The 26,232-nt window shown below is 39.4% G+C and carries 22 protein-coding genes and 1 tRNA gene; 8 read left to right on the top strand and 15 right to left on the bottom strand.

All coding sequences use genetic code 11. The features are described from left to right. Positions 1–394: 394 nt before the first annotated feature. Both IQ282_RS09425 and IQ282_RS09420 read right to left on the bottom strand, forming a co-directional pair. Positions 395–1,897 carry a GH3 auxin-responsive promoter family protein gene (locus IQ282_RS09425; RefSeq protein WP_194851611.1) on the bottom strand — a complete coding sequence of 501 codons (1,503 nt, stop codon included), beginning with the start codon at positions 1,895–1,897 and terminating at the stop codon, positions 395–397. After that, positions 1,897–2,757 carry a M23 family metallopeptidase gene (locus tag IQ282_RS09420; RefSeq protein ID WP_194851610.1) on the bottom strand — a complete coding sequence of 287 codons (861 nt, stop codon included), beginning with the start codon at positions 2,755–2,757 and terminating at the stop codon, positions 1,897–1,899. The genes IQ282_RS09425 and IQ282_RS09420 overlap by 1 nt, the downstream gene beginning before the upstream one ends. A gap of 134 nt (positions 2,758–2,891) precedes the next feature. On the opposite strand from IQ282_RS09420, the gene IQ282_RS09415 reads away from it, so the two are divergent. Next, positions 2,892–3,089: a Sec-independent protein translocase subunit TatA/TatB gene (locus IQ282_RS09415; RefSeq protein WP_194851609.1), complete on the top strand. Its 198-nt coding sequence runs from the start codon at positions 2,892–2,894 to the stop codon at positions 3,087–3,089. A gap of 79 nt (positions 3,090–3,168) precedes the next feature. Here IQ282_RS09415 and IQ282_RS09410 read toward each other — a convergent pair whose 3' ends face one another. From IQ282_RS09410 to IQ282_RS09400, 3 genes are read right to left on the bottom strand one after another with little or no spacing between them, the layout of a single operon-like run. After that, positions 3,169–4,143: a DUF4837 family protein gene (locus IQ282_RS09410; protein WP_194851608.1), complete on the bottom strand. Its 975-nt coding sequence runs from the start codon at positions 4,141–4,143 to the stop codon at positions 3,169–3,171. A 4-nt stretch (positions 4,144–4,147) separates the two neighbouring features. Further along, on the bottom strand, positions 4,148–5,644 hold the full coding sequence (locus IQ282_RS09405; RefSeq protein WP_194851607.1) for a LysM peptidoglycan-binding domain-containing protein: 1,497 nt from the start codon (positions 5,642–5,644) through the stop codon (positions 4,148–4,150). Between the two features lie 31 nt (positions 5,645–5,675). After that, positions 5,676–6,860, bottom strand: coding sequence for a phosphoglycerate kinase (locus IQ282_RS09400; RefSeq protein WP_194851606.1), 1,185 nt, complete (start codon positions 6,858–6,860; stop codon positions 5,676–5,678). Between the two features lie 75 nt (positions 6,861–6,935). Here IQ282_RS09400 and IQ282_RS09395 point away from each other — a divergent pair, with 75 nt between their 5' ends. Together IQ282_RS09395 and IQ282_RS09390 are read left to right on the top strand one after the other, a co-directional pair. Next, positions 6,936–8,063: a DNA polymerase III subunit gene (locus tag IQ282_RS09395; RefSeq protein WP_194851605.1), complete on the top strand. Its 1,128-nt coding sequence runs from the start codon at positions 6,936–6,938 to the stop codon at positions 8,061–8,063. Positions 8,064–8,147: 84 nt separating this feature from the next. Then, a complete protein-coding gene (locus tag IQ282_RS09390; RefSeq protein ID WP_194851604.1) occupies positions 8,148–8,555 on the top strand; it encodes a DoxX family protein in 408 nt (135 codons plus the stop codon). A 118-nt stretch (positions 8,556–8,673) separates the two neighbouring features. Here IQ282_RS09390 and IQ282_RS09385 read toward each other — a convergent pair whose 3' ends face one another. Genes IQ282_RS09385 through IQ282_RS09370 form a run of 4 tightly spaced genes read right to left on the bottom strand, consistent with a single transcriptional unit; the run spans position 8,674 to position 15,345 of the window. Next, complete coding sequence (locus IQ282_RS09385) at positions 8,674–9,510, bottom strand: class I SAM-dependent methyltransferase (protein ID WP_194851603.1); 837 nt, start codon at positions 9,508–9,510, stop codon at positions 8,674–8,676. A 14-nt stretch (positions 9,511–9,524) separates the two neighbouring features. Further along, a complete protein-coding gene (gene mnmG / locus IQ282_RS09380) occupies positions 9,525–11,396 on the bottom strand; it encodes a tRNA uridine-5-carboxymethylaminomethyl(34) synthesis enzyme MnmG (RefSeq protein ID WP_194851602.1) in 1,872 nt (623 codons plus the stop codon). A gap of 3 nt (positions 11,397–11,399) precedes the next feature. Then, positions 11,400–11,819, bottom strand: coding sequence for an rRNA maturation RNase YbeY (gene ybeY, locus IQ282_RS09375; RefSeq protein WP_194851601.1), 420 nt, complete (start codon positions 11,817–11,819; stop codon positions 11,400–11,402). Further along, positions 11,812–15,345: a DUF4175 family protein gene (locus IQ282_RS09370; protein ID WP_194851600.1), complete on the bottom strand. Its 3,534-nt coding sequence runs from the start codon at positions 15,343–15,345 to the stop codon at positions 11,812–11,814. Before IQ282_RS09370 ends, ybeY begins: the two co-directional genes overlap by 8 nt. Positions 15,346–16,310: 965 nt before the next feature. Between IQ282_RS09370 and gltX the strand changes: the two genes are divergently transcribed. Further along, positions 16,311–17,825 carry a glutamate--tRNA ligase gene (gene gltX, locus IQ282_RS09365; RefSeq protein ID WP_194851599.1) on the top strand — a complete coding sequence of 505 codons (1,515 nt, stop codon included), beginning with the start codon at positions 16,311–16,313 and terminating at the stop codon, positions 17,823–17,825. A 672-nt stretch (positions 17,826–18,497) separates the two neighbouring features. Here the strand turns inward: gltX and IQ282_RS09360 are convergent. Next, positions 18,498–19,130: a hypothetical protein gene (locus IQ282_RS09360; protein ID WP_194851598.1), complete on the bottom strand. Its 633-nt coding sequence runs from the start codon at positions 19,128–19,130 to the stop codon at positions 18,498–18,500. A gap of 67 nt (positions 19,131–19,197) precedes the next feature. On the opposite strand from IQ282_RS09360, the gene IQ282_RS09355 reads away from it, so the two are divergent. Together IQ282_RS09355 and IQ282_RS09350 are read left to right on the top strand one after the other, a co-directional pair. Continuing rightward, a complete protein-coding gene (locus IQ282_RS09355) occupies positions 19,198–20,202 on the top strand; it encodes an SPFH domain-containing protein (RefSeq protein WP_194851597.1) in 1,005 nt (334 codons plus the stop codon). 136 nt (positions 20,203–20,338) lie between these two features. Continuing rightward, positions 20,339–21,247: a hypothetical protein gene (locus tag IQ282_RS09350; RefSeq protein ID WP_194851596.1), complete on the top strand. Its 909-nt coding sequence runs from the start codon at positions 20,339–20,341 to the stop codon at positions 21,245–21,247. Between the two features lie 192 nt (positions 21,248–21,439). Here the strand turns inward: IQ282_RS09350 and IQ282_RS15095 are convergent, their stop codons facing one another. From IQ282_RS15095 to IQ282_RS09335, 4 genes are all read right to left on the bottom strand, one after another. Further along, positions 21,440–21,646: a DUF6327 family protein gene (locus tag IQ282_RS15095; RefSeq protein WP_394355199.1), complete on the bottom strand. Its 207-nt coding sequence runs from the start codon at positions 21,644–21,646 to the stop codon at positions 21,440–21,442. Next, positions 21,624–22,010, bottom strand: coding sequence for a hypothetical protein (locus IQ282_RS09345; protein ID WP_194851595.1), 387 nt, complete (start codon positions 22,008–22,010; stop codon positions 21,624–21,626). The genes IQ282_RS15095 and IQ282_RS09345 overlap by 23 nt, the downstream gene beginning before the upstream one ends. Before the next feature lie 11 nt (positions 22,011–22,021). Further along, positions 22,022–22,399, bottom strand: coding sequence for a YtxH domain-containing protein (locus IQ282_RS09340; protein ID WP_194851594.1), 378 nt, complete (start codon positions 22,397–22,399; stop codon positions 22,022–22,024). 204 nt (positions 22,400–22,603) lie between these two features. Beyond that, positions 22,604–24,292: a glutamine--tRNA ligase/YqeY domain fusion protein gene (locus IQ282_RS09335; protein ID WP_194851593.1), complete on the bottom strand. Its 1,689-nt coding sequence runs from the start codon at positions 24,290–24,292 to the stop codon at positions 22,604–22,606. A gap of 492 nt (positions 24,293–24,784) precedes the next feature. Here IQ282_RS09335 and folB point away from each other — a divergent pair, with 492 nt between their 5' ends. Both folB and IQ282_RS09325 read left to right on the top strand, forming a co-directional pair. Further along, positions 24,785–25,141 (top strand): dihydroneopterin aldolase, encoded by a 357-nt coding sequence (gene folB / locus IQ282_RS09330; RefSeq protein WP_194851592.1) that lies wholly within the window; start codon positions 24,785–24,787, stop codon positions 25,139–25,141. Positions 25,142–25,223: 82 nt separating this feature from the next. Then, positions 25,224–25,294 (top strand) — tRNA-Cys (locus tag IQ282_RS09325). Between the two features lie 21 nt (positions 25,295–25,315). Here the strand turns inward: IQ282_RS09325 and IQ282_RS09320 are convergent. Then, a complete protein-coding gene (locus IQ282_RS09320) occupies positions 25,316–26,218 on the bottom strand; it encodes a LysE family translocator (RefSeq protein WP_194851591.1) in 903 nt (300 codons plus the stop codon). Positions 26,219–26,232 lie beyond the last annotated feature (14 nt).

Below are 26,232 nucleotides of genomic sequence, written 5' to 3'. Positions count from 1 at the left end.
TACAGTAAAAAATCGATATGCTCACAAGATTTTATGCATTAAGAACTTCTGCTATGGTGATTTATGCAATTGAGCATCAAGCTGATATCAAAAAACAACTCAAAAGTTTATTTCATCACAAAATATGATACAGCGTGAATAGCATACGCTAACTGTAGTATACCTTGAGCAAACTTTTAAATAGATTCTTTTTAGATTTCATATCGAGAAACCCTCGGCAACATTAAATAATCGATAATTGAGAATTAAATAATAGCAATACCTAACCGAATAATTACAGGAAGTATCATTCTATAGCATAGATTATTTTTCTTCCAGCAATGTATTAAAAAATTAAACTTAGCATACGATTGCAAAATGATGCGTTTCCTAAGATCTATGAATGATCCTCATTCTAGGACTCATAATCCTCTAGGAACCCGGCAATTTTCCTGTCATTAGACAATCGTGGCAATTTATTTTGCCCGCCCAACTTTCCTATACTTTTCATGTAATGTTGAAAAGCGCCCGTCTTCAAAATTTTAATTTTGAGCGGTTGCAGAATTTTACCCTTAATTAAGTCGTCATAATAACTGTTCTGCTGGCGCATTTCTAGGTCTAGGGTTGCTTTAAAAACCGTTAGGGACTCTTGAATTGGAATTTCATCCATTTCTACGAACCACTCGTGATACGGTAGTTCGCCATCTGGAGTTTCCAGTTGTGGTGCGACGGTAAACTCGTTGATGATCCATCCATGTTGCGCAACTGCAGCTTTCATAGCTTCTTCCACTTCTTTACCTATCACATGCTCACCGCTCGCGCTTATGTAATGTTTAATGCGGCCAGTAACGACAACCCTGAAGGGCTGTAAACTTGTAAAAGCAATGGTGTCGCCTATGTTGTACGCCCACAATCCCGCCGTGGTGGAAATAATAAGCACATAATTCACGCCTATTTCAACATCTGCAATCGTTAGTCTAGGCGGGTTCTCTTGATGAAATTGATCTGCTGGAATGAATTCGTAGAATATTCCTGCGTCTAACAGTAGCAACATTCCTTTTTCAGACTGCTTATCCTGATAGGCAAAAAAACCTTCGCTAGCTGGAAAAAGTTCGATGCTGTCAATGTCTCTACCTATAAGCGATTTGAATTTAGCTTTATAGGGCTCAAAATTTACACCGCCATAAATGAGTAAACTCAAATCTGGAAATACCTCGCCCACTTTTTTTCCCGTGCGTTGTACAATGCGCTCAAAATACATTTGTAACCAGCTGGGGATTCCAGAAATGACACTCATGTTCTCTGGTAAAGTCTCATCAATGACGGCTTCAACTTTAGTTTCCCAGTCATCAATGCAATTGGTTTCCCAGCTAGGCATGCGATTGCGTTGCAGGTAATCTGGGACATAATGGGCAACGATACCACTCAAACGGCCCAGCTGGATTCCATTTTGGGTTTCCATTTCTGGACTGCCTTGCAGGAAGATCATCTTGCCATCCACAAACCTAGAATTTCCCGTCTCGTGGATATAACTAAGGATTGCATTGCGCGCTGCCTTGATATGTTCCGGCATGGATTCCTTAGTTAGTGGGACGTATTTTGCACCGCTGGTGGTTCCAGATGTTTTGGCAAAATAGAGCGGTTTTCCCGGCCACAATACATCACTTTCACCAGCTACTACTCTATCTACAAAAGGTTTTAGATCCTCATAATCCCTTACTGGGACTTGACTAACAAAGTCTTGATGGCTTTTTATATTTTGGAATGAGTGCGCTTTCGCGAAAGCGGTATTTTCTGCAACGCTCAACAAATTGTCAAAAACACGTTGTTGAGAACGAACAGGATGATTAGACCACTGCGCCGTTTTCCTATGAATGTGAGCGGCAAATAAGCGCGCGGCGATTGACTTAAAGGACATTACTCAAAATTTATAAAATTGGTAGGATCCAGCGGGTAGCCATTGCTCCACAACTCAAAATGAAGATGTGGGCCATTTGTCAATTCACCAGTGTTTCCCACGCTGGCGATTACCTCACCGGCCAGGACTTGATCGTTTTGTTGCTTCAAAAGGGTACCACAATGTTTGTAAACCGTAATGAGTCCGTAAGTATGTTCTAATAAAATGGTGTAACCCGTCTCTGCACTCCATCCAGAAAAAACGACTGTTCCTGCGGCGGCGGCCTTGATAGGCGTATTTGTGGCGGTGGTAACATCTACCGCATAATGCTTATCGCGAACGCTGAAACCATTTGAGATACTGCCACGTAAAGGTTTGAAGAAGACAAAATTTGTTCGCGCTTTTGCCCCTTCCAGTACATTATACTTATCCTCGCGAGCCACTTCTTCCCGCAACAAACTATCTTCCTTGCTGGGAGCAAAATCTTGCAAGGAAATTTGCGTTTCTACCTGGGCGATGCTATCTATTCTAGCATATTCCTCAGTAGTTATATCTCCTTTCAGAACCATTTTTATGCGATCATACTGTTGCTCATTGAGCGCAAGTCGTATTTTGAGGGAGTCCGTTTCCTGCATCAATGCGGTAGTCTCATTGCGCAATTCACTGCTAGAATAGCCCGGTATGAATTCACGTACCGGTGTAAATGCAATAAATATTGTAGTTAGTGTAATCAAAATTACAGCGCTCACCATGGTGACTACAAAAACGTTAAGCCTGTTTAATTTGAGGCTGAAACGTTCTTCAAATGTGTCATCATTGAGCACCACCATACGGTAGTGACTGCGCCATTTGCTTCTATATTTCTTCTTGGGTTCTTCCATGTCCTTCTACAAATATAAATTAAACGCAGGGGAAGCTCATGGATTGTATCACACATGTACTTAAACATTATGATGTTGAGTTATCGAGGTTGTATGTCTTATTGTATCTTTGAAGCCATTAAAATAATGTAATTATGACAGCAAATTTTTTCTTAGGAGCTCCTGGTATTTGGAGTGTCGTACTGATTGTTGTAGTAGTACTACTTCTTTTCGGTGGTAAAAAGATTCCAGAATTGATGCGCGGCCTAGGCGGCGGTATCAAGGAGTTTAAAGACGCTTCTAAAGATGATACTGAGGACAGACCAAAAAGTAATATCGATTCAACTAAATAACCGGTTGAAGTATTTTATTGAAAAACCCCCTAGAAACTACGTTTCTAGGGGGTTTTTTGTATTCTAGCTTTACTGTGAGTTAAGAACTAGTCTTCTTAAATTCAATACTTTTCAAGATAGCTTCCAGCTCAAAGAGATAGTTGCGCTGACTAGCATTAGGAGCAGAAACGAAGCCCTCAATAATCAACCAGTTATTTTTTTGTTTATTGTAAACAGCATAGTTTACAAACGGACCGGCCATAAACTTATTTTTAGCCTCCCAAGTTCCTTTAGTCTCAAAAGCAAAAGCACCATCTATTTGCGTTTCATTCACAAATGGAGAAAATGCATTCTCTGTTTGAAAAATACCGTTATCCACCGGTATTTTCATCCCTCCTACAGAATCACGTACCCTTACAATGTCTTTTACGACAGCACTATCACGAGTAATTTCCTTTAAAGGCACCTCATATATCATGATATCCATGGTTCCCTCAACAATATCTCGTCGCAACCAGGTAAAGTCTGGATCTTCCATACTTGCATACCTATAGGCCTGAGGAACGTTAATAATAATCCCAAATCGATCTGTAATCTGGTCTGTGTTCAATTTTACCTTACGAATCAGTCGCTGCTTTTCTGCGATTTCACTGTCATTAAAAATCCGGATGATCTCGTCAGCATTCTCCCCTAAAACGCGAGATATCTCAGCAGCATTTGAACCTCTCACAATTATTCCTAACTGCGGTCTTGCATATTTATCATTTCTAATCGCGACGCCAGCACTATCTGATTTTTGAATAAAAAGGTAGTTTCTAGATTTCTTGAGCATCCCTTGAAAAGATTGGGGCTTCACCTGATTTAATGAAAACATAGGCTCCTCTCTTACAATTCCATCGATAGGACGCGCTAAAACTGCCCTGACGCTATCGCCTATCTGACCATCCCAGTTATCATTATCAATTACGACAAGAATATCATTCAAGCGGCCAGCACTATCATTTATAATGACAGATTTCTCGTTACAAGAGATAAATACGAACGATAAGGTTAAAATATAATAGAGATGTTTCATAGAATTATTTTAACACAAGAGTCATGCCCGGTTGAAGATCTTTTGACTTTATAGGGTTCAATTTCTTGATTTGATTGATGCTCAATCCATATTTTTTGGAAATTTCCCATAAACTATCGCCATTACGCACCCTGTACGTCTTTGACTTTGCAGTAGTCGCGACAGCGGTACCACGTGATACAATTTTAATGCGTTGCCCTATTTTGAGCCTGTTGCCACGCATACCATTCCAGCGTTTGATCTGGCTTATGGTGACCCCATATTTTTGAGCGATTCTTCCTAAAAAATCACCGCTTCGTACGGTATAGTAAGTATTAGTTTGAGGTTTTAATAATTCTGGACTGGGCTGTTCTACGTCATCTAATTCCGCTTTCGCGAAAGCGTAAATTTTTTTCTCATTACTAACAAAGTCCATCATCTCTTTATACGGCAACCTTAAAAATTGAGGTTTCCCATCAATAACCGGGATCACATCTAATTTATAACTGGGATTGTGAAATTTTATAGTTTCGGCATCCAGATCCAAAGCTTTTGAAATATGGGCAAAACTAATCTTGTTCTTAACTTGAACTGTATCTGTTCCTATACGTAATCTAGGCGTACGCTGCGGTTTAAAACCATGCTCTTTTGCATACGTATACAAATACAATATGGACTGGAATTGTGGTACATAATCTGCCGTCTCCCGTGGAAGATAAGGTCGTAAATTCCAGTAGTTTTTCTTTCCACCACTGCGTCGGATCGCTTTATTCACATTACCTGCTCCAGAATTGTAAGCTGCCAGTGCCAGATCCCAATCGTTGTACATATCATATAGATAATTGAGATATTTAGTTGCGGCAATAGTTGATTTTACAGGATCCATACGTTCATCAACGTAAGAATCAATCTCGAGTCCCATCGCACGACCGGTAGGTAACATAAACTGCCATAAACCAGTAGCGCCCGCTCTGCTGCGTATTCTAGGATCCAGTGCGCTTTCTACCACGGCTAGATATTTCATCTCTAGCGGGATGTCAAAGCGATCCAATTGTTCTTCAAACATGGGAAAATAGTAATCGCTCAAGGTCATAAGACGTTCCATGTAAACCCTCTTGTAGCTAAGCTTTTTCTTGATCAATTGCTCTAGTACGGGATTATAATCGATTTGAAATGGAGTACTCTCGTTAATCCTCTTTAATCGAGCCTTGAGTGTATCTGTAGGTAATGTATTGTCTAATAACTGATCGTTATTAATGGCACCCACATCATCAAACATATAGTCAAAACCATCATGAGTGTAGAGCAAGTCTAAAAACTCCTGATCGTATATATCTACTTGAGGATATGTAATCAAGCCTAGTGTATCACCTGCTGTCAGGGGCGCAACTACTAATTGACCTTCTAGGACTTTAACATGCAACGTATCCTTTTTAACAGCCTCAAATGACGCCTGTTCTTGGGCAAACGTCAGTGTGCAAAAAAGAAGTGCTATCGCTGTACTTATTTTTATTTTTCTCATCGCTTGCTATTCATCAAGGTTCTTGCCACTATCATCCTTTTATAGCCTTAATTCCCGGCAATGTTTTCCCTTCTAGCATTTCCAGCATCGCGCCGCCACCAGTAGAAACATAACTTACTTTATCTTCAAAACCAAATTGTTTCACCGCACTGACAGAATCACCGCCGCCTACTAAAGAAAAGGCGCCATTTGAAGTAGCCTCTGCCACTGCGTTCCCTAGAGCAATGGTTCCTTGAGCAAAGGGTTCCATTTCAAAAACACCTGCTGGTCCATTCCATAGAATAGTTTTGCATTTTTTAATTACTTCTGAAAAGATTACTCTGGACTCCTCTCCTATATCTAAACCCATCCAGCCGTCTGGAATGTCATCTATTGGAGAAATATCACGGGTTGCATTTTCAGAAAACGCGTCTGCTGTAATGGCGTCTACCGGTAAGTGAATTTGAGTGTTTAGGGCTTTGGCTTTTTTGAGAATATCCAAAGCCATTTTCTGCTTATCTATTTCAACAAGAGATTCTCCTATATGCCCCCCTTGAGCCTTGATAAATGTATAAGCCATACCACCTGCAAGAATGAGGTGATCTACTTTTTCTAGGATATTTTCTATCACGGTAATTTTTGAAGACACCTTAGCTCCGCCTAGAATTGCTACCACTGGTTTTTCTGGAGTTTCAAGAACTTTTTTCAAGCTTTCGATCTCGCGTAACATCAGTTTTCCAAAACACTTTTCTTTGAAGTACTTAGCGACCACTGTTGTAGAAGCATGTGCACGGTGCGCGGTACCAAATGCGTCATTGATATAGACATCTCCTAATTCTGATAATTCCTTAGCAAAACGATCGCTACCCGCAGTTTCTTCTTTATGAAACCTAAGGTTTTCTAGCAGTAACATCTCTCCAGGCTGTAAGGCCGCTGTTTTTTTCTTAACCGCATCACCTACACAATCATCAATAAATTGGACTTGTACGCCTAGAATATCAGATGCTGTATCAATCACGTGTTTTAAAGAATATTTTTCTTCTCTTTTTCCTTCAGGCCTGCCTAAGTGTGACATTAAAACAACAGAGCCGCCGTGTTCCAGAACATGAATAATCGTGTCCTTTGCAGCTCGTATGCGGGTATCATCTGTAACTTCCTCGTTATCATTCAACGGTACATTAAAGTCAACACGTATGAGCGCTTTTTTATTTTCAAATGATATATTATCGATATTCATATTCTTCTTTTTTTTGAGAAAGACAAATATAACAGATATGGCTCAACCTCTTGATCAGACCTATATCTTTGCACCATGCAAGAGGACAAGATTGTAGGTTTGGAACATTTGAAGAAACACCTTCAGACAACGGTGGTAAACAACCGTATTGCGCATGCTCAGCTTTTTGTGGCGCCTTCTGGCAGCGGTGCACTCCCGCTCGCGATGTATTATGCGAGTCTGATCCTATGTAAGGATCAAGAATCAAGCTGTCTTAAAAGAGTTCAACAAGTTTCCCATCCAGATTTGCACTTTGCCTATCCCGTTGCTTCTACTCCGCAATCTTCTACTAAGCCTGTCGCTGATGACTTTATAGAACAGTGGAGAACTTTTATTTCTGAGAATCCATACGGTGCTATGGAAGACTGGTATCAAACGGCCGACATAGAAAAAAAATCTTGTGAGATACGGGTGCATGAAGCAGCAGAGATTAGCAGGAAACTGAGCTTAAAGTCCTATGAAGGCGGTGCAAAAATATGCATCATTTGGGGTGCAGAAATGATGAATAATGCTGCTTCAAATAAACTGCTAAAGCTAATTGAAGAACCACCATCTGGTACTGTTTTGATACTAATTACGGAAGATGAGAACCAAATTATAAATACGATCCGCTCCAGGTGTCAGGTGCTGCATATTCCTAAATTATCCACTGCGGCCATTGCTGCATCACTGCGCAATTCAGCACAAGCTTCTGAACATGAATCAAACATGGTGGCTAGACAAGCAAATGGAAGTTATGGTCGTGCTTTAAAACTTCTTCAAAATACCACAGAAGATCTGCAGTTTGAAGAATGGTTTGTCACATGGGTACGGACAGCTTTCAGCGCTAAGGGCAAACCCAGCGCTATAATGGGCTTGATTGAATGGGCAGAAACCATTGCGGGCACTAATCGAGAAATTCAAAAAAGGTTTCTGCTATTCTCCTTAGAATTTTTCCGACAGGCCATGTTAACCAATTATAAAGCTACCAGCGCTGTTTATTTTCAAACTAAGACAAATTTTGACCTTAGTAAATTTGCAGCTTTCATTGATGGACACCGTATTACGGAAATCGCTGAGTCCTTAGAAACTGCGCTTATGCACATTGACAGGAATGCAAATGCAAAAATAGTTTTTACTGATCTGAGCATAGGAATGACTAAAATTCTACACAAAGCAGTTTAAATACCGATTAAAAGAGTCTGTAATCTAGTTAAGTACAGAAAATAACCCATTCCTTCCTATACTTGTTCAAAATTTCAATTTAACATGAATATTCCTGATATAGGACCCATTATAATTCTTTGCTTCATTTTAATTACCTATTTATTTTCAGCTTATGAGAAGATTAATGATTGGAAAGCTCAATTAGAATTTTATAGCAAAATGTTTCAATCTACATTTATAGCTAAAGCAATTACACCCGTGATTGTATTTATATTAGGCTTGGAAGTAATTATTAGCACATTGACTGGTTTAGGTATTTGGGATATAATAGTAAATGAGAGCTATGTATTTTCGGTTTATGCATTAATTGCCTCTAGCATTTTATTTACAATGCTACTTTTTGGATTGCGCATGGTAAAAGATTACGTGGGATCTGCTAGAATTGCGATTTACTTTTTGCTGTCGGTTTTTGGACTGTACTGGACACAATCAATGGTATCTATAGCATAACTGTGCATTATCAGATAATTCTATAAATAACTACTTAAAATTAACGCCTTCTGCGGTCGGTTCATAATTTTTTTAATATAAGATAATGCCGATCGCTAAATAGTCTCTTAAAACGGCTTTAATTTCGTTTTTGGAAGATATAGATGCGTGAAGAGGGCTGGGAAGTGAACATTGCAACAAGATTTGATATCAAACCCACAAAACCTCCAGAAATCATAGGTATTGGTAATTTCTTATATCGAGCCGAAAGAATTGAAACGTAAAAACTATCCCACCACATCGGCTTTGTGTTTTGAAGTTCAAAATGATCTTTGATTAAGTTTTCTATTCCCTTTTGATCAAAGTGAAATAAATGTCTAGGCACATCGTACCCTGCCCAATAAGTCTTAAAGAAAGAAGCATCCCAAGATTTATAATTTGGCAACGCGATTATTAGAATCCCATTTTCTTGCAGCATGGAATATAAATCGGTTATCATTTTCTCCGGATCTGGAATATGTTCTAGGACATGGAACATCTGAATCACTTTATAATGAGATTTTTTACTCACTGGTAAATAATCCCATAAATCTACCCCTTTTCTGTAAGCTACCTTTCTTGCAGCTGCACTAGGCTCGTAACCTTGTGCGTCTAAATGTTTTTCCTTTAGGTACCGAACCAGCTCTCCATTCCCTGCTCCTATATCCAGAATAGCTCCGTCATCGCTATAGCTGGAAATTAGTTTAAATTTTGAGTGGATGTTTCTTTTTCGCGCAAAGCGATACAATCTTGCAAACAAGGATCCATCGGAATCATCATGGGATAAATAGTCGTCAGTGTCGTAGTATTTTTCTAGATCTACTGGCTGAGGGTCTGTTTTTAAAACTCCAGGAATTTTAGTTCTGAAAATTTCGAACGCTTCTTTAGTAAGGAAGTAATCCTGTGTAGAAAGCTGTTTTGTGGTTTTATCAATCATTGTTTCACGTGAAACTATCTGCCCATATGTACTAACAACACCGAAATATCGCTAGGATTCACCCCTGAAATTCTGGAAGCTTGTGAAATGGTAACGGGCTGTACCGCTTTCAGCTTCTGTCGAGCCTCTATAGAAATCGATTGAATATTGCTAAAATCAAACCCAGACGGAATTTTAATATCCTCTAATCGATTCAACTTATCTGCATTATTCTTCTCCTTTTCTATGTATCCAGAATACTTTACTTGTACCTCAACCTGCTCTAAAATATCTTCATCCAGATCGTGTTCCTGTATATAATTCTCCACGTCGTCAAATCTTCTGATATCACTCAAGCCTATTTGAGGTCTTGAAAAAACTTTAAAGTATTTATCGTTTTGGGTAACCTCGGCGGTGTTCTTTTCATTCAAAAGCTCATTCATCTCCGGGAAATCATAACTCGTGTTTCTCAAGAATTGGAGCATGTTTTCTGTTTCTTCCTCTTTACGCTCGACTAGCTTTAAGCGTTCCGCATTTACAATTCCTAAATCGTAAGCACGAGGCGTCAAACGCATATCGGCATTATCCTGACGCAAAAGGGTTCTGTATTCTGCTCTGGAAGTAAACATTCTGTAAGGTTCTTCAGTTCCTTTAGTAATTAAATCATCAATTAGAACTCCTATGTAAGCATCATCCCTGCGCAGAATAAAAGATTCTTCCTCTCGTATTTTACGAACTGCGTTAATCCCAGCCATTAATCCCTGCGATGCAGCCTCTTCATAACCAGTAGTTCCATTAATCTGGCCGGCAAAATATAAATTCTCTACGATCTTAGTTTCCAGTGTATGCTTCAGTTGCGTAGGAGGAAAATAATCGTACTCGATTGCATAACCAGGACGGAAGAACTTGACCTTCTCAAAACCAACTACAGAACGGAGTGCTTTGAACTGGACATCTTCAGGCAACGAAGTGCTAAAACCGTTCACATAAACCTCAACAGTATCCCATCCTTCCGGTTCAATAAACATTTGATGACGGTCCTTGTCTGCAAAGCGATCGATCTTATCCTCAATAGAAGGACAATATCGCGGCCCAACTGATTGAATCCTACCATTGAACATAGGGCTGCGATCGAAACCTTCCCGCAACAAATCATGAACCAGCGGACTCGTATAAGTCATATGGCAATCGCGCTGTTGCGTAAGTTTGCTCGATTTATTGGTATAGCTAAATTTAGAAACGTCAATATCTCCAGGTTGCACAGACATCTTGGAATAGTCTAAAGATCTACCATCAACTCGCGGTGGCGTACCCGTTTTCATCCTTCCAGATTCAAAACCTAGATCGATAAGTTGCTCTGTAATTCCGGTACTATTTCGTTCCCCTGCTCTACCGCCGCCAAACTGTTTTTCACCAATGTGAATCAATCCATTTAGGAAAGTTCCATTGGTAAGTACTACAGATTTTCCTCGAATAGGCAAACCAAGTGACGATTTGACACCTGCTATTTTCCCGTTTTCAATTAACAACCCAGAAACCATTTCCTGATAAAAATCTAGAGTGGGTATAGCTTCTAATTGCAATCGCCATTCTTCAGCAAAACGCATCCGGTCGTTTTGTGTACGCGGTGACCACATTGCTGGGCCTTTAGATTTATTCAACATCTTAAACTGAATCGCACTCTTATCGCTAACGATTCCGCTCAATCCACCTAAGGCATCAATCTCACGAACAATCTGTCCTTTTGCAATACCGCCCATAGCAGGATTACAAGACATTTGACCGATCGTTTGTAAATTCATTGTAACAAGCAATGTGGACGCACCCATATTGGCTGCGGCTGCCGCGGCCTCGCTTCCAGCGTGTCCTGCTCCTACTACAATTACATCATATTCTTCTTGGAACATATTCTATTGTTTCACGTGAAACAACTTGATGTTTTCATCTTCAAGCAATCTCATTTTGTGTTTGTCTTCCTTAGTATGATCTCCAAAACCCAGCATATGCAAGATTCCGTGAACCATGACCCGGCGCAATTCTTCTTCAAATTCTTGACCGAATTCTACCGCATTTTCCCTGACGCGATCAATACTGATATATAGCTCTCCCTCTAAAACATCTTCCGTGCCGTAATCGAAAGTGATTATGTCTGTTAACGTATCGTGGTCTAAGTGCTGTACATTTAAAGAATGCAGGTATTCATCATCACAAAAAACATACCCCAAAGATTCAATCATGGCATCATAAGAATCGGCTACAGAGGTGAGCCAGTCGCCATGCTTTCTAACTTCGGTTAAATCGAAATCGGTTTGTGAAGAAAAATCAATCATTTGTCTTAAAGTATTCCTTGACCTTGCTGCGGTATTGCGGCTGCAAAGGTAATACTTGTCGATTGAGTATCTCTTTATTGTTGAAATAACGTTCTATAACGGCGGGATCTGATTTGAGCGGATTTACAAACTCATTTTGATTAAAAATAGACTTCCTCTGTTGCTCCTCCCCCTGTTCTAGGTTAGCGTCCTTCAGCTTCATCAAATCATGAATAATTTTAGTCATTCTGTTTTGGACCTCTCGATCAAAACCCTGATCCAGTAACTTGCGCTCTACACCTTTCATTTCGCCGGTGATGTCATCTACTTTCTTCTGCAGACCTTCATTGATAATCATGTTTTCCAGTTGATCTCTCAATTGTTGTTGCTGCTTGTAAATCTGATAAATCCGTTCACTTTCTTCTTCACTTTCCCTGTAGGATTGCTGACCTTCTTTCCGATCTGTTCCAGTACCAGCACCGGAGCCATTCTTTCCATCTGAACCTTCAGACCCTTGCCCAGATTGCCCATCAGTTCCATTCTTACCGCCTTTTCCGTTGCTGCCATTCTCACCAGATTTACCTCCAGACCCTGTTTGTCCTGATGATCCTTGCGAACCTTGACCTTGAGCGCCTGCACTTCCTTCTATCCCCTTCTGACCTGACTTGCCCGATTCCCCTTTTTTCCCTTCAGACCCTTCTTTACGGGATAGCCCAGGACTTCCTTGACTGGGTTGACTTCCTTTATTCCCTTGTTTGCCTTCTTTTCCCTCACCATCCTTTTTCAGGCTTTCTTGTTGTTCTATTATATTAGGCAATTGAAATCCAGCTCCTTGACCCGATTTATTCGGCTTGCCAGAAATACTTGCGTCATTTTCGGCATCTAGCAGCTGACTTAAAATAACGGCTAGTTCGTTGGATCCCTGAAGGGAAGACTGTTGCGAAATTTGCCCACGGTTCAAGTCAAGATCTGCTAATTGATCCAATGACTTTTCCATATAGTAATATACTTCTAAAACTTGCTTGTTCACCTCTTTCCCAATCTTAGCATTGCGGGAAGACAGCGCAAACAAACTATCGTCAACATGTTTAAAAGAAGACTCTAGTTCCTTCTGTGCTTTTAGACTTTTACTCAGATTCGGACTATTTCTTTTCATTGCTTTCACTGCCATTAACACGTCTTCCTGTCGTTCAGAAAACACAACAAGATTATCTAGAACCTGTCGCAACATTTCAAGATCCTCCTCAATTTGCTCCCCTTCCATTTGAGCCATGTCCTGATTCATAGCTGCAGCCTGTTGGCGCATTTTCTGTGCGGCACTTTTCTGTTTTGGTTGTGCCTTTTTCGCGTCTTGTTGGCCCAACTTATCACTAGCGTCTTTTTGGTCAGACTTGATCGCATCTGATTCCTGTGGATCAAACTCTAGATCCATGGATTTTTTTAATGAATTATTCTCCTTTTCAAGCTCCCGCAATTCGGCTTCCCATGCCTTGTATTCTGCATTTAAGGCATCTTGCTCGGCCTTCTTATTGTTGGCATCTGTTTTCTTTGATTGGTCATCTTGCCGCTCAGCAATTTCTTGCAGCTTCTTTCCTAACTGATCATATTTTTGGGATACATAATACCTCTTAGTAAGCTCCAGCAATTGCTGCAAACTGCGTTGCTGTTGCTTTGTATTTTGTTGGGTTTGTTCTAATTGTTCCTGTAATTCTTCCTTAGATATCTTGTCTTGATACTCTTCTAATTTCTTAAGAAGTTCCTCATTCTTCTTAGAATCGGCTGCAGTTTCCTTTAGTCGGTCTTGAAGTTGTTGCTTCTTTTCATTCTCCTGCGCACCTGACTTTTCCAGCTGATTGTCCAGTTTATTAATCTGCTTGCGGATTTGCTGCTCCTGATTTTGTTGATTTTTCAATGCCTGATCCAGCTTTTTCTTATCACTAAAACTGCGGGAATCCTTCTCAATCTGTTCCTGTGATAATTCCTTAATGTCCTCCTGATTTTTTTCTTGTTCCTTTAATGCCTTTTCAAGATTTGATAAGGATTCCTTTTGTTGCTGCAACCGTAATTCCTGTTCTTTATCTGCAGTAGGTTTGTTATACGAGTACACTTCCGATTTAACCGACTTATAATTATGTACCGCATCGTTATCTACAACTTCAAAATAGAGACTATACGCATTTCCGGGCTCTAATGGCAAATTTGCCGGGAATTCTTGAAGAAATTGCTGAAAAGTTCCGCCAGAATTGGTAAGTGATAACGTTTTCTTGTTGGACGGATCATCATTTTTATAATATACCATTTGCAAACGACGAATGCCATAATCGTCCGCAGCTTGACCTTTAAAATAAAGCGTACGCTCATCAATGGAATCACGCTTCATTTCCATTGCTAATTCTGGATATTCATCTGCAATAACCTCTATGTTGAAGTCTAGCTTTTCATAATCTCGAACGTATTCATTAGAGGTTGCGATGGTGTATGAAGTTTGTTGTGAGATCGCTTTCGCGAAAGCGAACTTCCCATCAATCACATCAAAATTGTAATTTTTCTGCTCCGTTCTGAATTGAACCAGGTCTGCCGCAATCGCATCAACCCGCCATGTAATTTGCGTTCCTGCAGGCACGAGCGCATTTCCCGTACTCTTGACAACTTCATCCTTTTTCCCGGTGTAGGCAGGGTAATCCAGCATAAGCTCAAAACTGCGGATCGTGGGAACAGCGTTGACAAGGAGCTGATAATCGACACTGCGTACATCATTTGCAGTGAAATAAAACGCAGTGTCGTCAGCGGGACGGTCAAAGGTGAAGCTGTAAGATTCCGGACTGTTTTGGATTAGAAAATAGTTTTGGCCATTGTAATTAATGGAAGCGTTTTCTGGTAACTTTGTTCCTGAAACCTTTATATCCAGTACAAAAGGCTTGTTTTGGAGTGCTTTAAGATCCTTATTTAAAATCTCAAAACTAAAAGGAGCTGGCGGGACGTAATCGTTCTGATAATCTGCCACACGAGAGGCGCTGGAAGTGATCACATTGTTGTTACCGGTAAAAATAAGTGCGGCAATTATAACCACAGGAATCGCCAGATACTTTAAATAATGGCTGTTCTTTTTGAAATCAATCGCCAGACTAAATGGGATGGGCTTGAGCGACTCGCTCTTCTGGTTGATGCTCGCCCAGGTCAACTCGTCATCACCACCCGTGCTGTGCAACTGCAACACATTAATCAACTTATCAGAAACTTCAGGGAAATACGTCCCGATCATGGTACTTGCATCCCTGAAATCGATCCCAGAAAATAACTTTACCAATCGCGCTATAGGAAACGCCACAAACTTGATCAACAACCCAATTTCTACCGCCACAAAACTCCAGAAAAGAATAGTTCTTCCCGTCTTGTTGAGCCAAAAGAAATATTCAATTCCCGAAACCAAAATAAAGTACAACAGCCCGATTGCAAAAAACAAAATCACACCACGAATCAACTCATTCACGTAATATTTACGTATAAATTTGTTGAGTTTAGACTCTATGATTTCAAAGTTGGTCATGGACGTTGTTATAATGTTTTATGGTGCGATCAATTTAAAAATGTTGAGTCCATTGATTTAACGGTTAGCAAAAATTATTTAATCTTCTAAATTAACCATTATTTGGGCATGAGCGCAACCTTTCGTCTCCGCTTCAGATAGGTGGTTCCTCTATTGTTTCAAGTTCTCGCCTTACCCATGAAAAATCAACAACGCTGTGGGCCGTCCACTTCTATATCTCACGCAGTTTACTTTCGAATTAATGCTTTACGAGAATAAAAGTAATTTACCAAAATCCCTCTCGACCTAATCTGAAAGACAGCTATTTGTATAAATAACAATATTCTGTTGCTATTATTTTAGTCGGCATATTCTTCGTCATTTTACACCTCAAATATCTTACCGCTTAGCCCATGTCCTATTATTTTATAAGTCATTAAACAGTACAATCCTCAATTGAGATATGGTCATCCTCCCATGCGGATTGTTACAATGCTCCCGCCGCTTAGGTTTTCGCTAATAAACAAGCATATTCCACACTAAGTGGTGGGGCTACAAACTACAGTTTAATCCATAGATCCATTCGTTTTTCATAGGGGTAGGCTGAAACCTAACCCTATGAAAACGTAGAGTAAAAGTGTAAAAGCTCCTTTCCGAGAAACCGGAAAGGTGGGCAAAGTAAGCGATAGAGAGCTTTGGTCGGATAGGTTGAAGTTCCACAAAACCTAAGTTAACCTTTGGGTTTAGAACAAGCCTCTTGCAACATCATCCACTCCCGATTGCTTAGCCATACAATGCGAAATCAATCTGTCCTATACATTCCTATCGTAAAAAAGCTTCTCCAGATGCGGGTTTCTTGGCAATGAGCCATAACCATTTTCTATCAGGTTCACACGCAACGACTCTGAACTCATAAATCTGAACTCATAACTTCTCTTCACAACTAGCGGATTCCTATCTTTGCACCCACTAAAAAATGCCAAGATATGAGTGCTGATGTACGTGTAAGATTTGCTCCTAGCCCAACCGGGCCATTACATATAGGTGGTGTGCGCACCGCTTTATTCAATTACCTTTTTGCCAAAAAACACAACGGGACATTCATCCTACGTATTGAAGATACAGATCAGAATCGGTTTGTAGAAGGGGCTGAAGATTACATTATTGAATCTTTAAACTGGTGTAACATTCCCTTTGATGAAGGCCCAGGAAAAGATGGTGGCCACGGTCCTTACCGACAGAGTGATCGCAAGGATCGTTATAAGAAGTATGCGTTGCAACTGATTGATAGCGGTGCGGCTTACTATGCTTTTGACACTGCTGAAGAACTTGCGGAAGCCCGAACAAAAACGGAGGCTCAGAAACTAACCTTCATTTACAACCACCACAACCGTTTAGATTTCACAAATTCCTTGACGCTTACTGAAAGCGAAGTCAAAGAACGTCTAGATCGTGGTGATGAATACACGATCAGGTTCAAACCGCAGCCTAAGACGTTGTTTATGTTTGATGAGATACGCAAGGGAATCGAGATCGACACGACCTTGATAGATGATAAAGTGCTGTTCAAAAGTGACGAAATGCCTACCTATCATCTCGCAAATATCGTAGATGATCACGAGATGGAAATCTCCCATGTCATACGCGGTGAAGAGTGGTTGCCTAGTATGGCACTGCACGTTTTGCTGTACGAAAGCTTCGGGTGGGAAGCTCCTAAATTTGCGCATTTACCATTGATTTTGAAGCCTGGTGGAAAAGGAAAATTGAGCAAACGCGATGGTGACAAATTAGGCTTTCCCGTTTTTCCGCTGGAATGGAACCCTGAAAACGGAGAGAAAAGCAGCGGTTATCGCGAGGATGGTTATTTGCCAGAAGCAGTCATCAATATGCTAGCTTTTCTAGGCTGGAATCCAGGAACGGAACAGGAGATTTTCTCGCTTGACGAGTTGGTTCAAGCATTTTCTTTGGAGCATGTCAATAGTTCTGGAGCAAAGTTTGATTTTGATAAGACAAAATGGTTCCAGCAACAATGGTTTGTGGAGCAGGACGATGCTGTGGTGGGAGACGCTTTCGCGAAAGCGTTACAACGTGAAAATATAGAGTATAAATCCCAAGATTATGTCAACATCGTGGTGGGTCTCGTAAAAGAGCGCGCCGTATTTGTGGAAGATCTGTTTGAACTCGCAGGATTTTTCTTTACCGCCCCCACCGAATTTGACGATAAAGCAGCCGGGAAATCTTGGAAAGCTGACACCAGCGAGATCATGAATAACGTGATCACCGTGCTGAAAAACACCACAGATGATAGCGCTGTAGCTTTGAGCGATGCCGTTAAAGGATGGGTTAAAGAACAAGAAATAGGTTTTGGGAAAGTGATGATGCCATTGCGTTTATCCCTTGTGGGAAGCTTGATGGGACCAGACGTTTTTGAAATTGCAAGTCTAATAGGAAAGCAGGAAACTATCGCTCGTATTGAAACTGCGATGGAGAAATTGGGTTAGAAAAGATGACAACCCGCAACTGCAGCAACACAAGTTTTACATTTTCATAATGGTAGGCTTAAGCTTAACCTTATGAAACAAGGTGTTTTTCCTTGTTAAAAAATCTCCGTTAACTAACGTGCCTCGCTGAAGTGAGTAAATATGGTGTCAGAAAATGAGTAAAAAACTCCTTTCCTAGAAAAAGGAAAGGTGGGCAAAGTGAGTGAAAGCGAGCTTTGGTCGGATAGGTTGAAGATTCATTGATATTAGTCTGAGTTCTGGATTACAATCAATCTTAGTGAAACTTCAACCACTCTCTATTGCATCGCCATTAATGGCGAGACCAATCTGTCCTTTGCATTCCTCTCATAAAACTCGTCGGATGCAGGACTCTAGACGAGGAACCACTAGCACTTTCCAGCAAAACAATTTAAAGCTCCTTTCATACGATAGTTGTATTAATTTCCCTTTTAGAAACCCTTCACTGCATGCATAGCGGTGCCGCAACAATGACAATAGAACCAGCAAAGAAATAAGGTTTGCGTGAGGGATAGTAGTGGAAAGCCCACAGGGCCATTGATTTTTTATCGATTGCTCGAGGACTTGTAACGTAAAGCCCGACCGGTTGTCTTGAGCCTAAAGCGAAAGATTGCTGGTCACGCCCATATCATTCTAGTCATACAAAACATTAGGCTAAAAGTAAAATCGCAATCCGGCGCTCAGGTAACTTAATTTTCCTTCCAACTCTTTCCCAGTCGTATCCACACTATCGAGTGCGTCAAAAAATGCATAGTGATAATGTGCGGTAACCCTGATAGTGTTTGTACCAGCAGACAAGCCTATTACTCCGTTGAGGTTTATCGGGTTCGTCTTCTGAAATTCTTCTAAGGACACCGAGACTTCTGATCCTATAAACCTAGATTTATCCACATCATCCAGTTTAAACTCTCCGTTGAGCATTAACGCCGGGCCAGCTTCAATCGTGATGTATTCATTTTTGAAAGGTCGGTATGCAAAAAGCAACTTCACTTCTGCACCCAGCATGCTGGCTTCTATAAGATCAGGAGTTGCAAACTCTTCCAATAATAGGTTATGATTAAAAATACCGATCGCATAAATGATGTCGAAATTGCGGCTCAATTCACCACGGGTTTCTAAAGAGCCCGCGTATCCTAATTTAGCCTCACTGTTTATGGCATTACTTTCCAGCTGCAAAAATGTCGCATCTGCCCCTACTCCTAATCGGTTAATTTTACTGGAAAAGCGCTGGGCATCAACTTGATTTAGAGCGTAGATCATAAGAAAGCAGATCACAATGCGTTTCATGAATTGTTATTTAGAAGCTAAACTTAAGACTAATGATTTGTATCTTGACATCTTCAAACAAATCAATATGGAATTATTTATTATACCGGTACTAATTGTAATCGGTCTCATTATGTTGTTCAGTGTATTCTTTACTGTAAAACAACAAACCGCGGCAATCATAGAACGATTCGGGAAATTTACAAGCATTCGCAATTCTGGGCTTCAATTGAAGATTCCATTAATCGACAAAGTCGCTGGTCGAATCAATCTAAAAATTCAACAACTCGATGTTATTGTTGAAACTAAAACAAAGGATGACGTATTTGTGCGTTTAAAAATATCGGTTCAATTTCAAGTGCGTCGTGAAAAATTATATGACGCTTTCTACCGACTTCAGAATTCCTCAGATCAAATTACCGCTTATGTATTTGATGTAGTACGTGCGGAAGTTCCTAAAATGAAACTGGATTTCGTTTTTGAGAAAAAGGATGATATTGCTATTGCAGTAAAACGTGAACTCAACGAAGCGATGATGGATTACGGTTATGACATTATTAAAACCCTTGTTACAGACATTGATCCTGATGTACAGGTAAAAGCTGCAATGAATCGTATCAATGCTTCAGAACGAGAGAAAACTGCTGCAGAATATGAGGCAGAAGCGGAACGTATAAAAATCGTTGCTAAGGCACGCGCTGAAGCAGAATCTAAACGTCTTCAAGGTCAAGGTATCGCAGACCAGCGAAGAGAGATCGCACGTGGTTTAGAAGAGTCTGTGGATGTCTTGAATAATGTAGGGATCAACTCACAGGAAGCAAGTGCGCTAATTGTTGTGACTCAACACTACGATACACTACAATCCATAGGTGAACACACGAACTCTAACCTTATCCTATTGCCTAACTCGCCACAAGCCGGAAGTGATATGTTAAACAACATGATCGCCAGCTTTACTGCTAGTGCCCGTATAGGTGAAGAAATGAAAAAAGAAAATAAAGACAAGGGAATCGTAAAGAAACCTAGAAAAGAAACCCCACCGATGCCTGATCAGAGCAGGTACGACGATGTGGATGACCAGTTTGATTCTTAGATAGTTTTATATTTATACTGAAGCGCTAATCGAGAGGTTAGCGTTTTTTTTGTGCCATCGTTTAATTAATATACTGAATGTGTACATGAGGTTTTATCAATATATTTAAACTTTAAGGTCTTAAAATCAGCTCATCATGAAATACTCCATTTTACTTCTTTTAGTTTTTTCGTTTTACAGCAATGCACAAACTAAATATGATATCCATGATGAGCTACTCTTTGATGCTTATGATCAAAAAGAAAGCGGCAACTGTGAACTTGCCCTCCAAACTTATAGAAGTGCGATAGAATTGATAAAGCCCAGTTCTGGAAGGTCCTATTTTCTCGCTGCAGAATGTGCCATAAAAATAGGGAAAATGGAAGTTGCAGATGAATGGATCAGAATGGGAGTTACACAGGCTGGAGCACCTTTGTCATATCTGCGGGAATTTGATGGCTTTCAAAACGTTCAGAATGAAACTTTTTACAAAACAATTATAGCAGATTACAATATTTTGCGACGGCAATATTTCAGTTCGATTGAAAATATTGATTTATACAATGAGGTGGAGCAATTGACATTTAGAGATCAATTTGTTCGTAAGACAGGAATGTATTTAGATGGTATTAGTGAACAAGATTATCAAGAGGCGGGAGATGGTTTCAGCAAAGCTCGAGAAGAAAAAGATACGATAAAAGGAAAAGAATTTAAAAAGATTCTATTCCATCAAACCGCAGCAAAATATAATGAAACCACAACTGATCTCATGCAAAAAGTAGATTCTTTGAATATAGCTAGACTAATGGAAATTACAGCAGAGCATGGATGGCAATCAAGGGCCTGGATTATTCTATGGCATCAAAGAGGAACTTATGGCGAGGATAATTACGTTTGGAATTACTTCAAACCTGTAATCGATGAGGAAATAGCAGTTGGAACCATGAGCAGATCCTTCTGGGATACTTTTGACCAATTTAAAGAGATAATGGAAACTGGTACTTTCGGAACTATTCAACTAGGAGAAAGGCCTAAGATTAGAGGAAAAACAGAAGAGAAAAATTAGAATAGATTCTACTATAATAAAATTACCCAGAGAGAGTTTCTAGTTTTATTTGTGTCTAACTATAAATCTAATATTTGCAATCTCTCAGCATAGAATTCAATAATGTTCGGTTAGAAAATAAAAGATACCTACAATAAAAAAAGCGCTGATCTTACGATCAGCGCTTTCTATATTATAGAGTAAATAATACTTCTAATTCCCTAATAATTTATGAGTAAAACTCAAAACATTATGACTCAAGTTATCCCATGCATTACTTGCTATATGAGAAGGGGAAAGACTTTCCTTAACATCAGTCAAATCAAGTTTCATTTTCTCGTAGTCGATTTTTTTCTCCAATTGAAGAATTTCTAAATCTCTATCGATTTGCTCGAAACTACTGTAAACTTTTAGATTCATCTAAGCCTTTCTTTTTTTTATCATTGAAATAGGAAATACTAGCTCTCTTTAAGATAATCTTCCTTAAGATAGGTTTTAAAGTATAGGCAGATATTATCATAATGAAAATATAGAATAGTCCTATAATTAAATAACCTAATGGTAAACTATCAAGTAAACCACCTATATAAATTCCAGCAGCTATACTTAAAAAAAGTAGAGCAATTAATAAAAAGAATGCAAGAATCAACTTGTGTGAGCCATCAACAGCCACGGTTATTGCTTTCTTAAAAAAATCTAATTTATAAAATGCAATCGACGATTCAATATAACGTTGACCTGTCGTTGATAGATCTTCAAAATTCTCTTTAATAGTTTTGCTCAACCCTTATTGATTTATACGTTTACCTTAGCACTTGTAGTTTTAGCAGCCTCACTTACAGATTCTGGCTTTTGATGTTTTGCATTTTTTGAACGCAATTGATCAAGTTTTTCCTCTAAAGCAACGATTGCATCATCTGCTTTATAAGAAGCACTTGAAAGAGCTTTTTCAATACGCTCACTCAAGCTACCTTTTAATTCAGAAGCTTTTCCAGCTAAATTGTTATAAGTATCACGTGTGGATTTCTCAATATCAGCTTGCGTTTTCTTTGCTTGCTTACCTATTTTTTTTCTTGTTTCTTCACCAGATTCTGGGGCATATAATAATGCAGCTGCTGCACCTACTGCTGCTCCTGCTAATAATGCTACTAGTGCGTTTCCTGACTTTGCCATTTTATAATAATTAATTGATTAATTGTCTAACAAAGATAATATAGGGATATAACGGCTATCGTTAATGAGCCGTTAACCTTACACCGTTATTGTATTAAATCATTCCCAATTTTTGTAATAAGACTAATATCATGTTAATTCATCGATGAATTTGCAACAAGTTATGAAGTATTTTTCGCTTTCGCGAAAGCGAACTGTCTTTAACTAATCATCAGGGTTCTCCACCTTAGCCCAAGTATCGCGCAAGGTAACGGTACGATTGAAAACCATGAGATCTTGAGTCGTGTCTGGGTCTACACAAAAATATCCCAAACGTTGAAATTGAACAGTATCACCCACTTTCAAATGTTGCATCGCAGGTTCTGACATTGCTGTAATTGTGGTCAAAGAATCTGGATTTACAAATTCCATAAACTCCTTTTCCTTATCAGTATCTGGTGATGGAACCGTGAATAAGCGATCGTACATGCGCACCTCAACAGGTACAGCGTGTTCTTTACTCACCCAGTGTAACGTTCCTTTTACACGACGCATACTCGCTTCTGTACCACTGCCGCTTTTAGAATCAGGATCATAGGTAGCGTGGATTTCTGTGATGTTCCCATCTGCATCCTTTACACAGGATTCTCCTTTTATGATGTAAGCATTTTTAAGACGTACTTCTTTACCTATGGTCAGTCTAAAATATTTCTTGTTAGCAGACTCCATAAAGTCCTCACGCTCTATATAAAGTTCTTTAGAAAATGGCACTTCACGATAACCGCGAGTTTCATCTTCCTGGCTATTTTCTGCATCCATGATTTCTGACTTACCGTCTGGATAATTTGTGATAACTAGTTTTACCGGATCTAAAACACACATCACGCGATCAGCCTTTTTATTGAGGTCTTCCCTCAAGTGGTATTCCAGGTGGTTCATATCCACAAGGTTTTCACGTCTTGCAATACCTATTGATTCGGCAAAGTTCTTTATGGAATCTGCGGTATAACCACGCCTGCGCAATCCTGATATGGTTGTCATTCTAGGGTCGTCCCAGCCGTTTACGACACCCGATTCTACTAATTGCTGCAATTTTCGCTTGCTTGTTACCGTATGTGATACATTACGTCTGGCAAATTCTCGTTGCTTAGGACGCACTTTTTCTGTGTCTACAACTTGGTCCAAAAACCAGTTATACAATTCCCTATGTGGTAAAAATTCCAGTGTACAAAAGGAATGTGAGATCTGCTCTATGTAATCACTCTCTCCATGGGTCCAGTCATACATGGGATAGATTTTCCAATCCGTTCCTGTACGGTGGTGCGCACGGTCGACAACCCTATATAAAATAGGGTCTCTCATCAACATATTAGTTGATTGCATGTTGATTTTGGCACGCAATACATGTTCCGATTCGCCGTATTCACCATTTTTCATTCCTTCAAAAAGTGCAAGGTTCTCTTCTACACTTCTATTCCTGAATGGACCATCAATGCCAGGTTCTGTGGGTGTTCCTTTTTGTTCTGCAATGAGAACACTGGATTGAGAATCTATGTAAGCTTTTCCATCCCTAATTAGTTGCACTGCCCAATCATATAATTGCTGAAAATAATCTGAGGCATAGCACAATGTATCCCACTCATAACCCAACCACTCTACATCATTCTTGATAGCGTCCACAAATTTTGCTTCCTCCTTTGCAGGGTTTGTGTCATCAAATCTCAAATTAACAGGTTGCCCATATTTTTGACCAAGGCCAAAGTTTAAACAAATAGCACTTGCATGACCTATATGTAAAAATCCATTAGGTTCTGGTGGGAATCTAAATCTAAGTTTCTTTTGATCAAGACCTTTTTCAAGATCCTCATCTATAATATCTTCTATAAAATTATTACGCTTAACAGCATCATTCATGGTCGCTTATTTTAAAGTACCAAATTTAAACATAACGCAGGTCTTTTTTAGTGCGTTGATTATATAGTTGAGAATGCGGTAATTTAAAGCAAATTAGATTTTGACGAGAGTAAAAACTGATTTGACATTAAATATCAATTCATTAAAAAATAGTTTTCGCTTAATGGGAAATATACTTAGGACTAAGAGAAGTTTTAGTTTTCATACAGTATCCCATATTCAATTATGAACATTCCCATAAGAAGAAATGTCTAAGGAATAAAGATCTTTCTTCTCATAGGCGAGTATATAGATGTTACGATCCTCTCAGTAACTCTATCAGCCTTGGCTTTGATTTTCGCTTTGAATATGATGTATCCAGAGAACATGTTTTGTGAACTACGAGGATTGTGTGTTAAATTATAATTAGTGTAAGTATTCCTGTACTGTTCATATTCATACTTAATACATTATGCTTGGTACTAATTTGGAGATCCTAACTACCTTTACTCCATGCATAAAATTCTACTTGAAAACGTACGCGTTTATACAAACCACGGTTGCTTGAATGAAGAAGAACTCATAGGAAGCGAGTATCGTGTTGATCTAGAAGTAACCACAGATCTTACCAAAAGCTCCCAAACGGATGACTTGAACGATACCGTAGATTATGTGTCTCTCAACAGGATTATCAAAGAAGAAATGGCCATTCGTTCTAAATTACTTGAACAAGTGGCACAACGCATTCTTAACCGAGTATTTAAAGAAGAGGAAATGGTAAAGGAGGCAACGGTAAAAGTCTCTAAGATCAATCCTCCATTAGGTGGAGATGTGGAAAAGGTTACCATTCAAATGACTCAAAAGCGATAATACCTTTTCAATTTAGAATATTCGATGACAAGCTATAGAAGCAAAGTTATAATTTACTACTTTTGCATTCCTTAATAATTAAGGCGTCATGGCCGAGTGGCTAGGCAAAGGTCTGCAAAACCTTGTACAGCGGTTCGAATCCGCTTGACGCCTCTTCAAAAATCCCTTGCCTATTTATTTAGGCAAGGGATTTTGCTTTACAGAATCTATTAGTTTGAGGATACTATCTTTTTCTTCAAGGTCTATTTCTGCTTTATGGCCTTCCCTTGATGGGTCAAATGGGATTAGATCCTTATTAACGGAATCTATTTCTGTAATGGCAGGAACTTTATCAATAGTATCCTTAACCACCTTATAGATAACCTGTTTCTCTAAGGTATCGATTTCTTCCGGCTCAGAAAGATCGGGCATAATGTGAATCTGATTTTCAAATTTCTCGGTTGCTTTAGGGAAGAGTCCTTTGAAGATTAAAACGCCACCACAAATCATCATGATAATTGCAATCAACCGTTTGAGCCAGAAGATACGTAATGGGGTGAGGTGTCTGTTAAGACTCTTAGCTAACAAGATCTTAATGATATCAACAATAAAATAAGTGACTAATACGGCAGAAAAGAAAATGAATATACGGTTACCATCGCCTTCCATTTGAGGACTGAATACGACTATCAATCCCAACCAAAAGCCCAGTACGCCAACATTAATAAAATTGAGTAGAAAACCTTTAAAAAGTAATTTAAAGTAATTATTGTGCTGGACAATAAGTACATTGGGATCTACCTCTTTAAGATAAGATTTTCTAGTTTGTGCAAAAGAGATTACACCATAGGCAGCGAGAATACCGCCTCCAAAAATAAACAGACCGGGATCATCCTTCAACTTGACTAAAATAGCCGATGTCATGAAATAAGCTACAAGTAAAAATACCACGTCGGCTAAAATTACTCCTATATCAAATGCTAAAGCCGCCCGAAACCCTTTAATAGCGCTCGTTTCTAATAATGCAAAAAATACGGGACCTATGAGAAATGCGATGACAAATCCTAAAGGTATGGCGCTAATAATGTCTTCTACCATGCAAATTTAATTGG

The organism is Nonlabens antarcticus (assembly GCF_015356755.1).
Taxonomy (GTDB): Bacteria; Bacteroidota; Bacteroidia; order Flavobacteriales; family Flavobacteriaceae; genus Nonlabens; species Nonlabens antarcticus.
This window is presented reverse-complemented; position numbering and strand designations above follow the sequence as displayed.

Bases quoted from the DNA above. Each gene is read 5' to 3' on its own strand.
- IQ282_RS09425 (WP_194851611.1), bottom strand. From the start codon at position 1,897: ATGTCCTTTAAGTCAATCGCCGCGCGCTTATTTGCCGCTCACATTCAT.
- IQ282_RS09420 (WP_194851610.1), bottom strand. From the start codon at position 2,757: ATGGAAGAACCCAAGAAGAAATATAGAAGCAAATGGCGCAGTCACTAC.
- IQ282_RS09415 (WP_194851609.1), top strand. From the start codon at position 2,892: ATGACAGCAAATTTTTTCTTAGGAGCTCCTGGTATTTGGAGTGTCGTA.
- IQ282_RS09410 (WP_194851608.1), bottom strand. From the start codon at position 4,143: ATGAAACATCTCTATTATATTTTAACCTTATCGTTCGTATTTATCTCT.
- IQ282_RS09405 (WP_194851607.1), bottom strand. From the start codon at position 5,644: ATGAGAAAAATAAAAATAAGTACAGCGATAGCACTTCTTTTTTGCACA.
- IQ282_RS09400 (WP_194851606.1), bottom strand. From the start codon at position 6,860: ATGAATATCGATAATATATCATTTGAAAATAAAAAAGCGCTCATACGT.
- IQ282_RS09395 (WP_194851605.1), top strand. From the start codon at position 6,936: ATGCAAGAGGACAAGATTGTAGGTTTGGAACATTTGAAGAAACACCTT.
- IQ282_RS09390 (WP_194851604.1), top strand. From the start codon at position 8,148: ATGAATATTCCTGATATAGGACCCATTATAATTCTTTGCTTCATTTTA.
- IQ282_RS09385 (WP_194851603.1), bottom strand. From the start codon at position 9,510: ATGATTGATAAAACCACAAAACAGCTTTCTACACAGGATTACTTCCTT.
- mnmG (WP_194851602.1), bottom strand. From the start codon at position 11,396: ATGTTCCAAGAAGAATATGATGTAATTGTAGTAGGAGCAGGACACGCT.
- ybeY (WP_194851601.1), bottom strand. From the start codon at position 11,819: ATGATTGATTTTTCTTCACAAACCGATTTCGATTTAACCGAAGTTAGA.
- IQ282_RS09370 (WP_194851600.1), bottom strand. From the start codon at position 15,345: ATGACCAACTTTGAAATCATAGAGTCTAAACTCAACAAATTTATACGT.
- gltX (WP_194851599.1), top strand. From the start codon at position 16,311: ATGAGTGCTGATGTACGTGTAAGATTTGCTCCTAGCCCAACCGGGCCA.
- IQ282_RS09360 (WP_194851598.1), bottom strand. From the start codon at position 19,130: ATGAAACGCATTGTGATCTGCTTTCTTATGATCTACGCTCTAAATCAA.
- IQ282_RS09355 (WP_194851597.1), top strand. From the start codon at position 19,198: ATGGAATTATTTATTATACCGGTACTAATTGTAATCGGTCTCATTATG.
- IQ282_RS09350 (WP_194851596.1), top strand. From the start codon at position 20,339: ATGAAATACTCCATTTTACTTCTTTTAGTTTTTTCGTTTTACAGCAAT.
- IQ282_RS15095 (WP_394355199.1), bottom strand. From the start codon at position 21,646: ATGAATCTAAAAGTTTACAGTAGTTTCGAGCAAATCGATAGAGATTTA.
- IQ282_RS09340 (WP_194851594.1), bottom strand. From the start codon at position 22,399: ATGGCAAAGTCAGGAAACGCACTAGTAGCATTATTAGCAGGAGCAGCA.
- IQ282_RS09335 (WP_194851593.1), bottom strand. From the start codon at position 24,292: ATGAATGATGCTGTTAAGCGTAATAATTTTATAGAAGATATTATAGAT.
- folB (WP_194851592.1), top strand. From the start codon at position 24,785: ATGCATAAAATTCTACTTGAAAACGTACGCGTTTATACAAACCACGGT.
- IQ282_RS09320 (WP_194851591.1), bottom strand. From the start codon at position 26,218: ATGGTAGAAGACATTATTAGCGCCATACCTTTAGGATTTGTCATCGCA.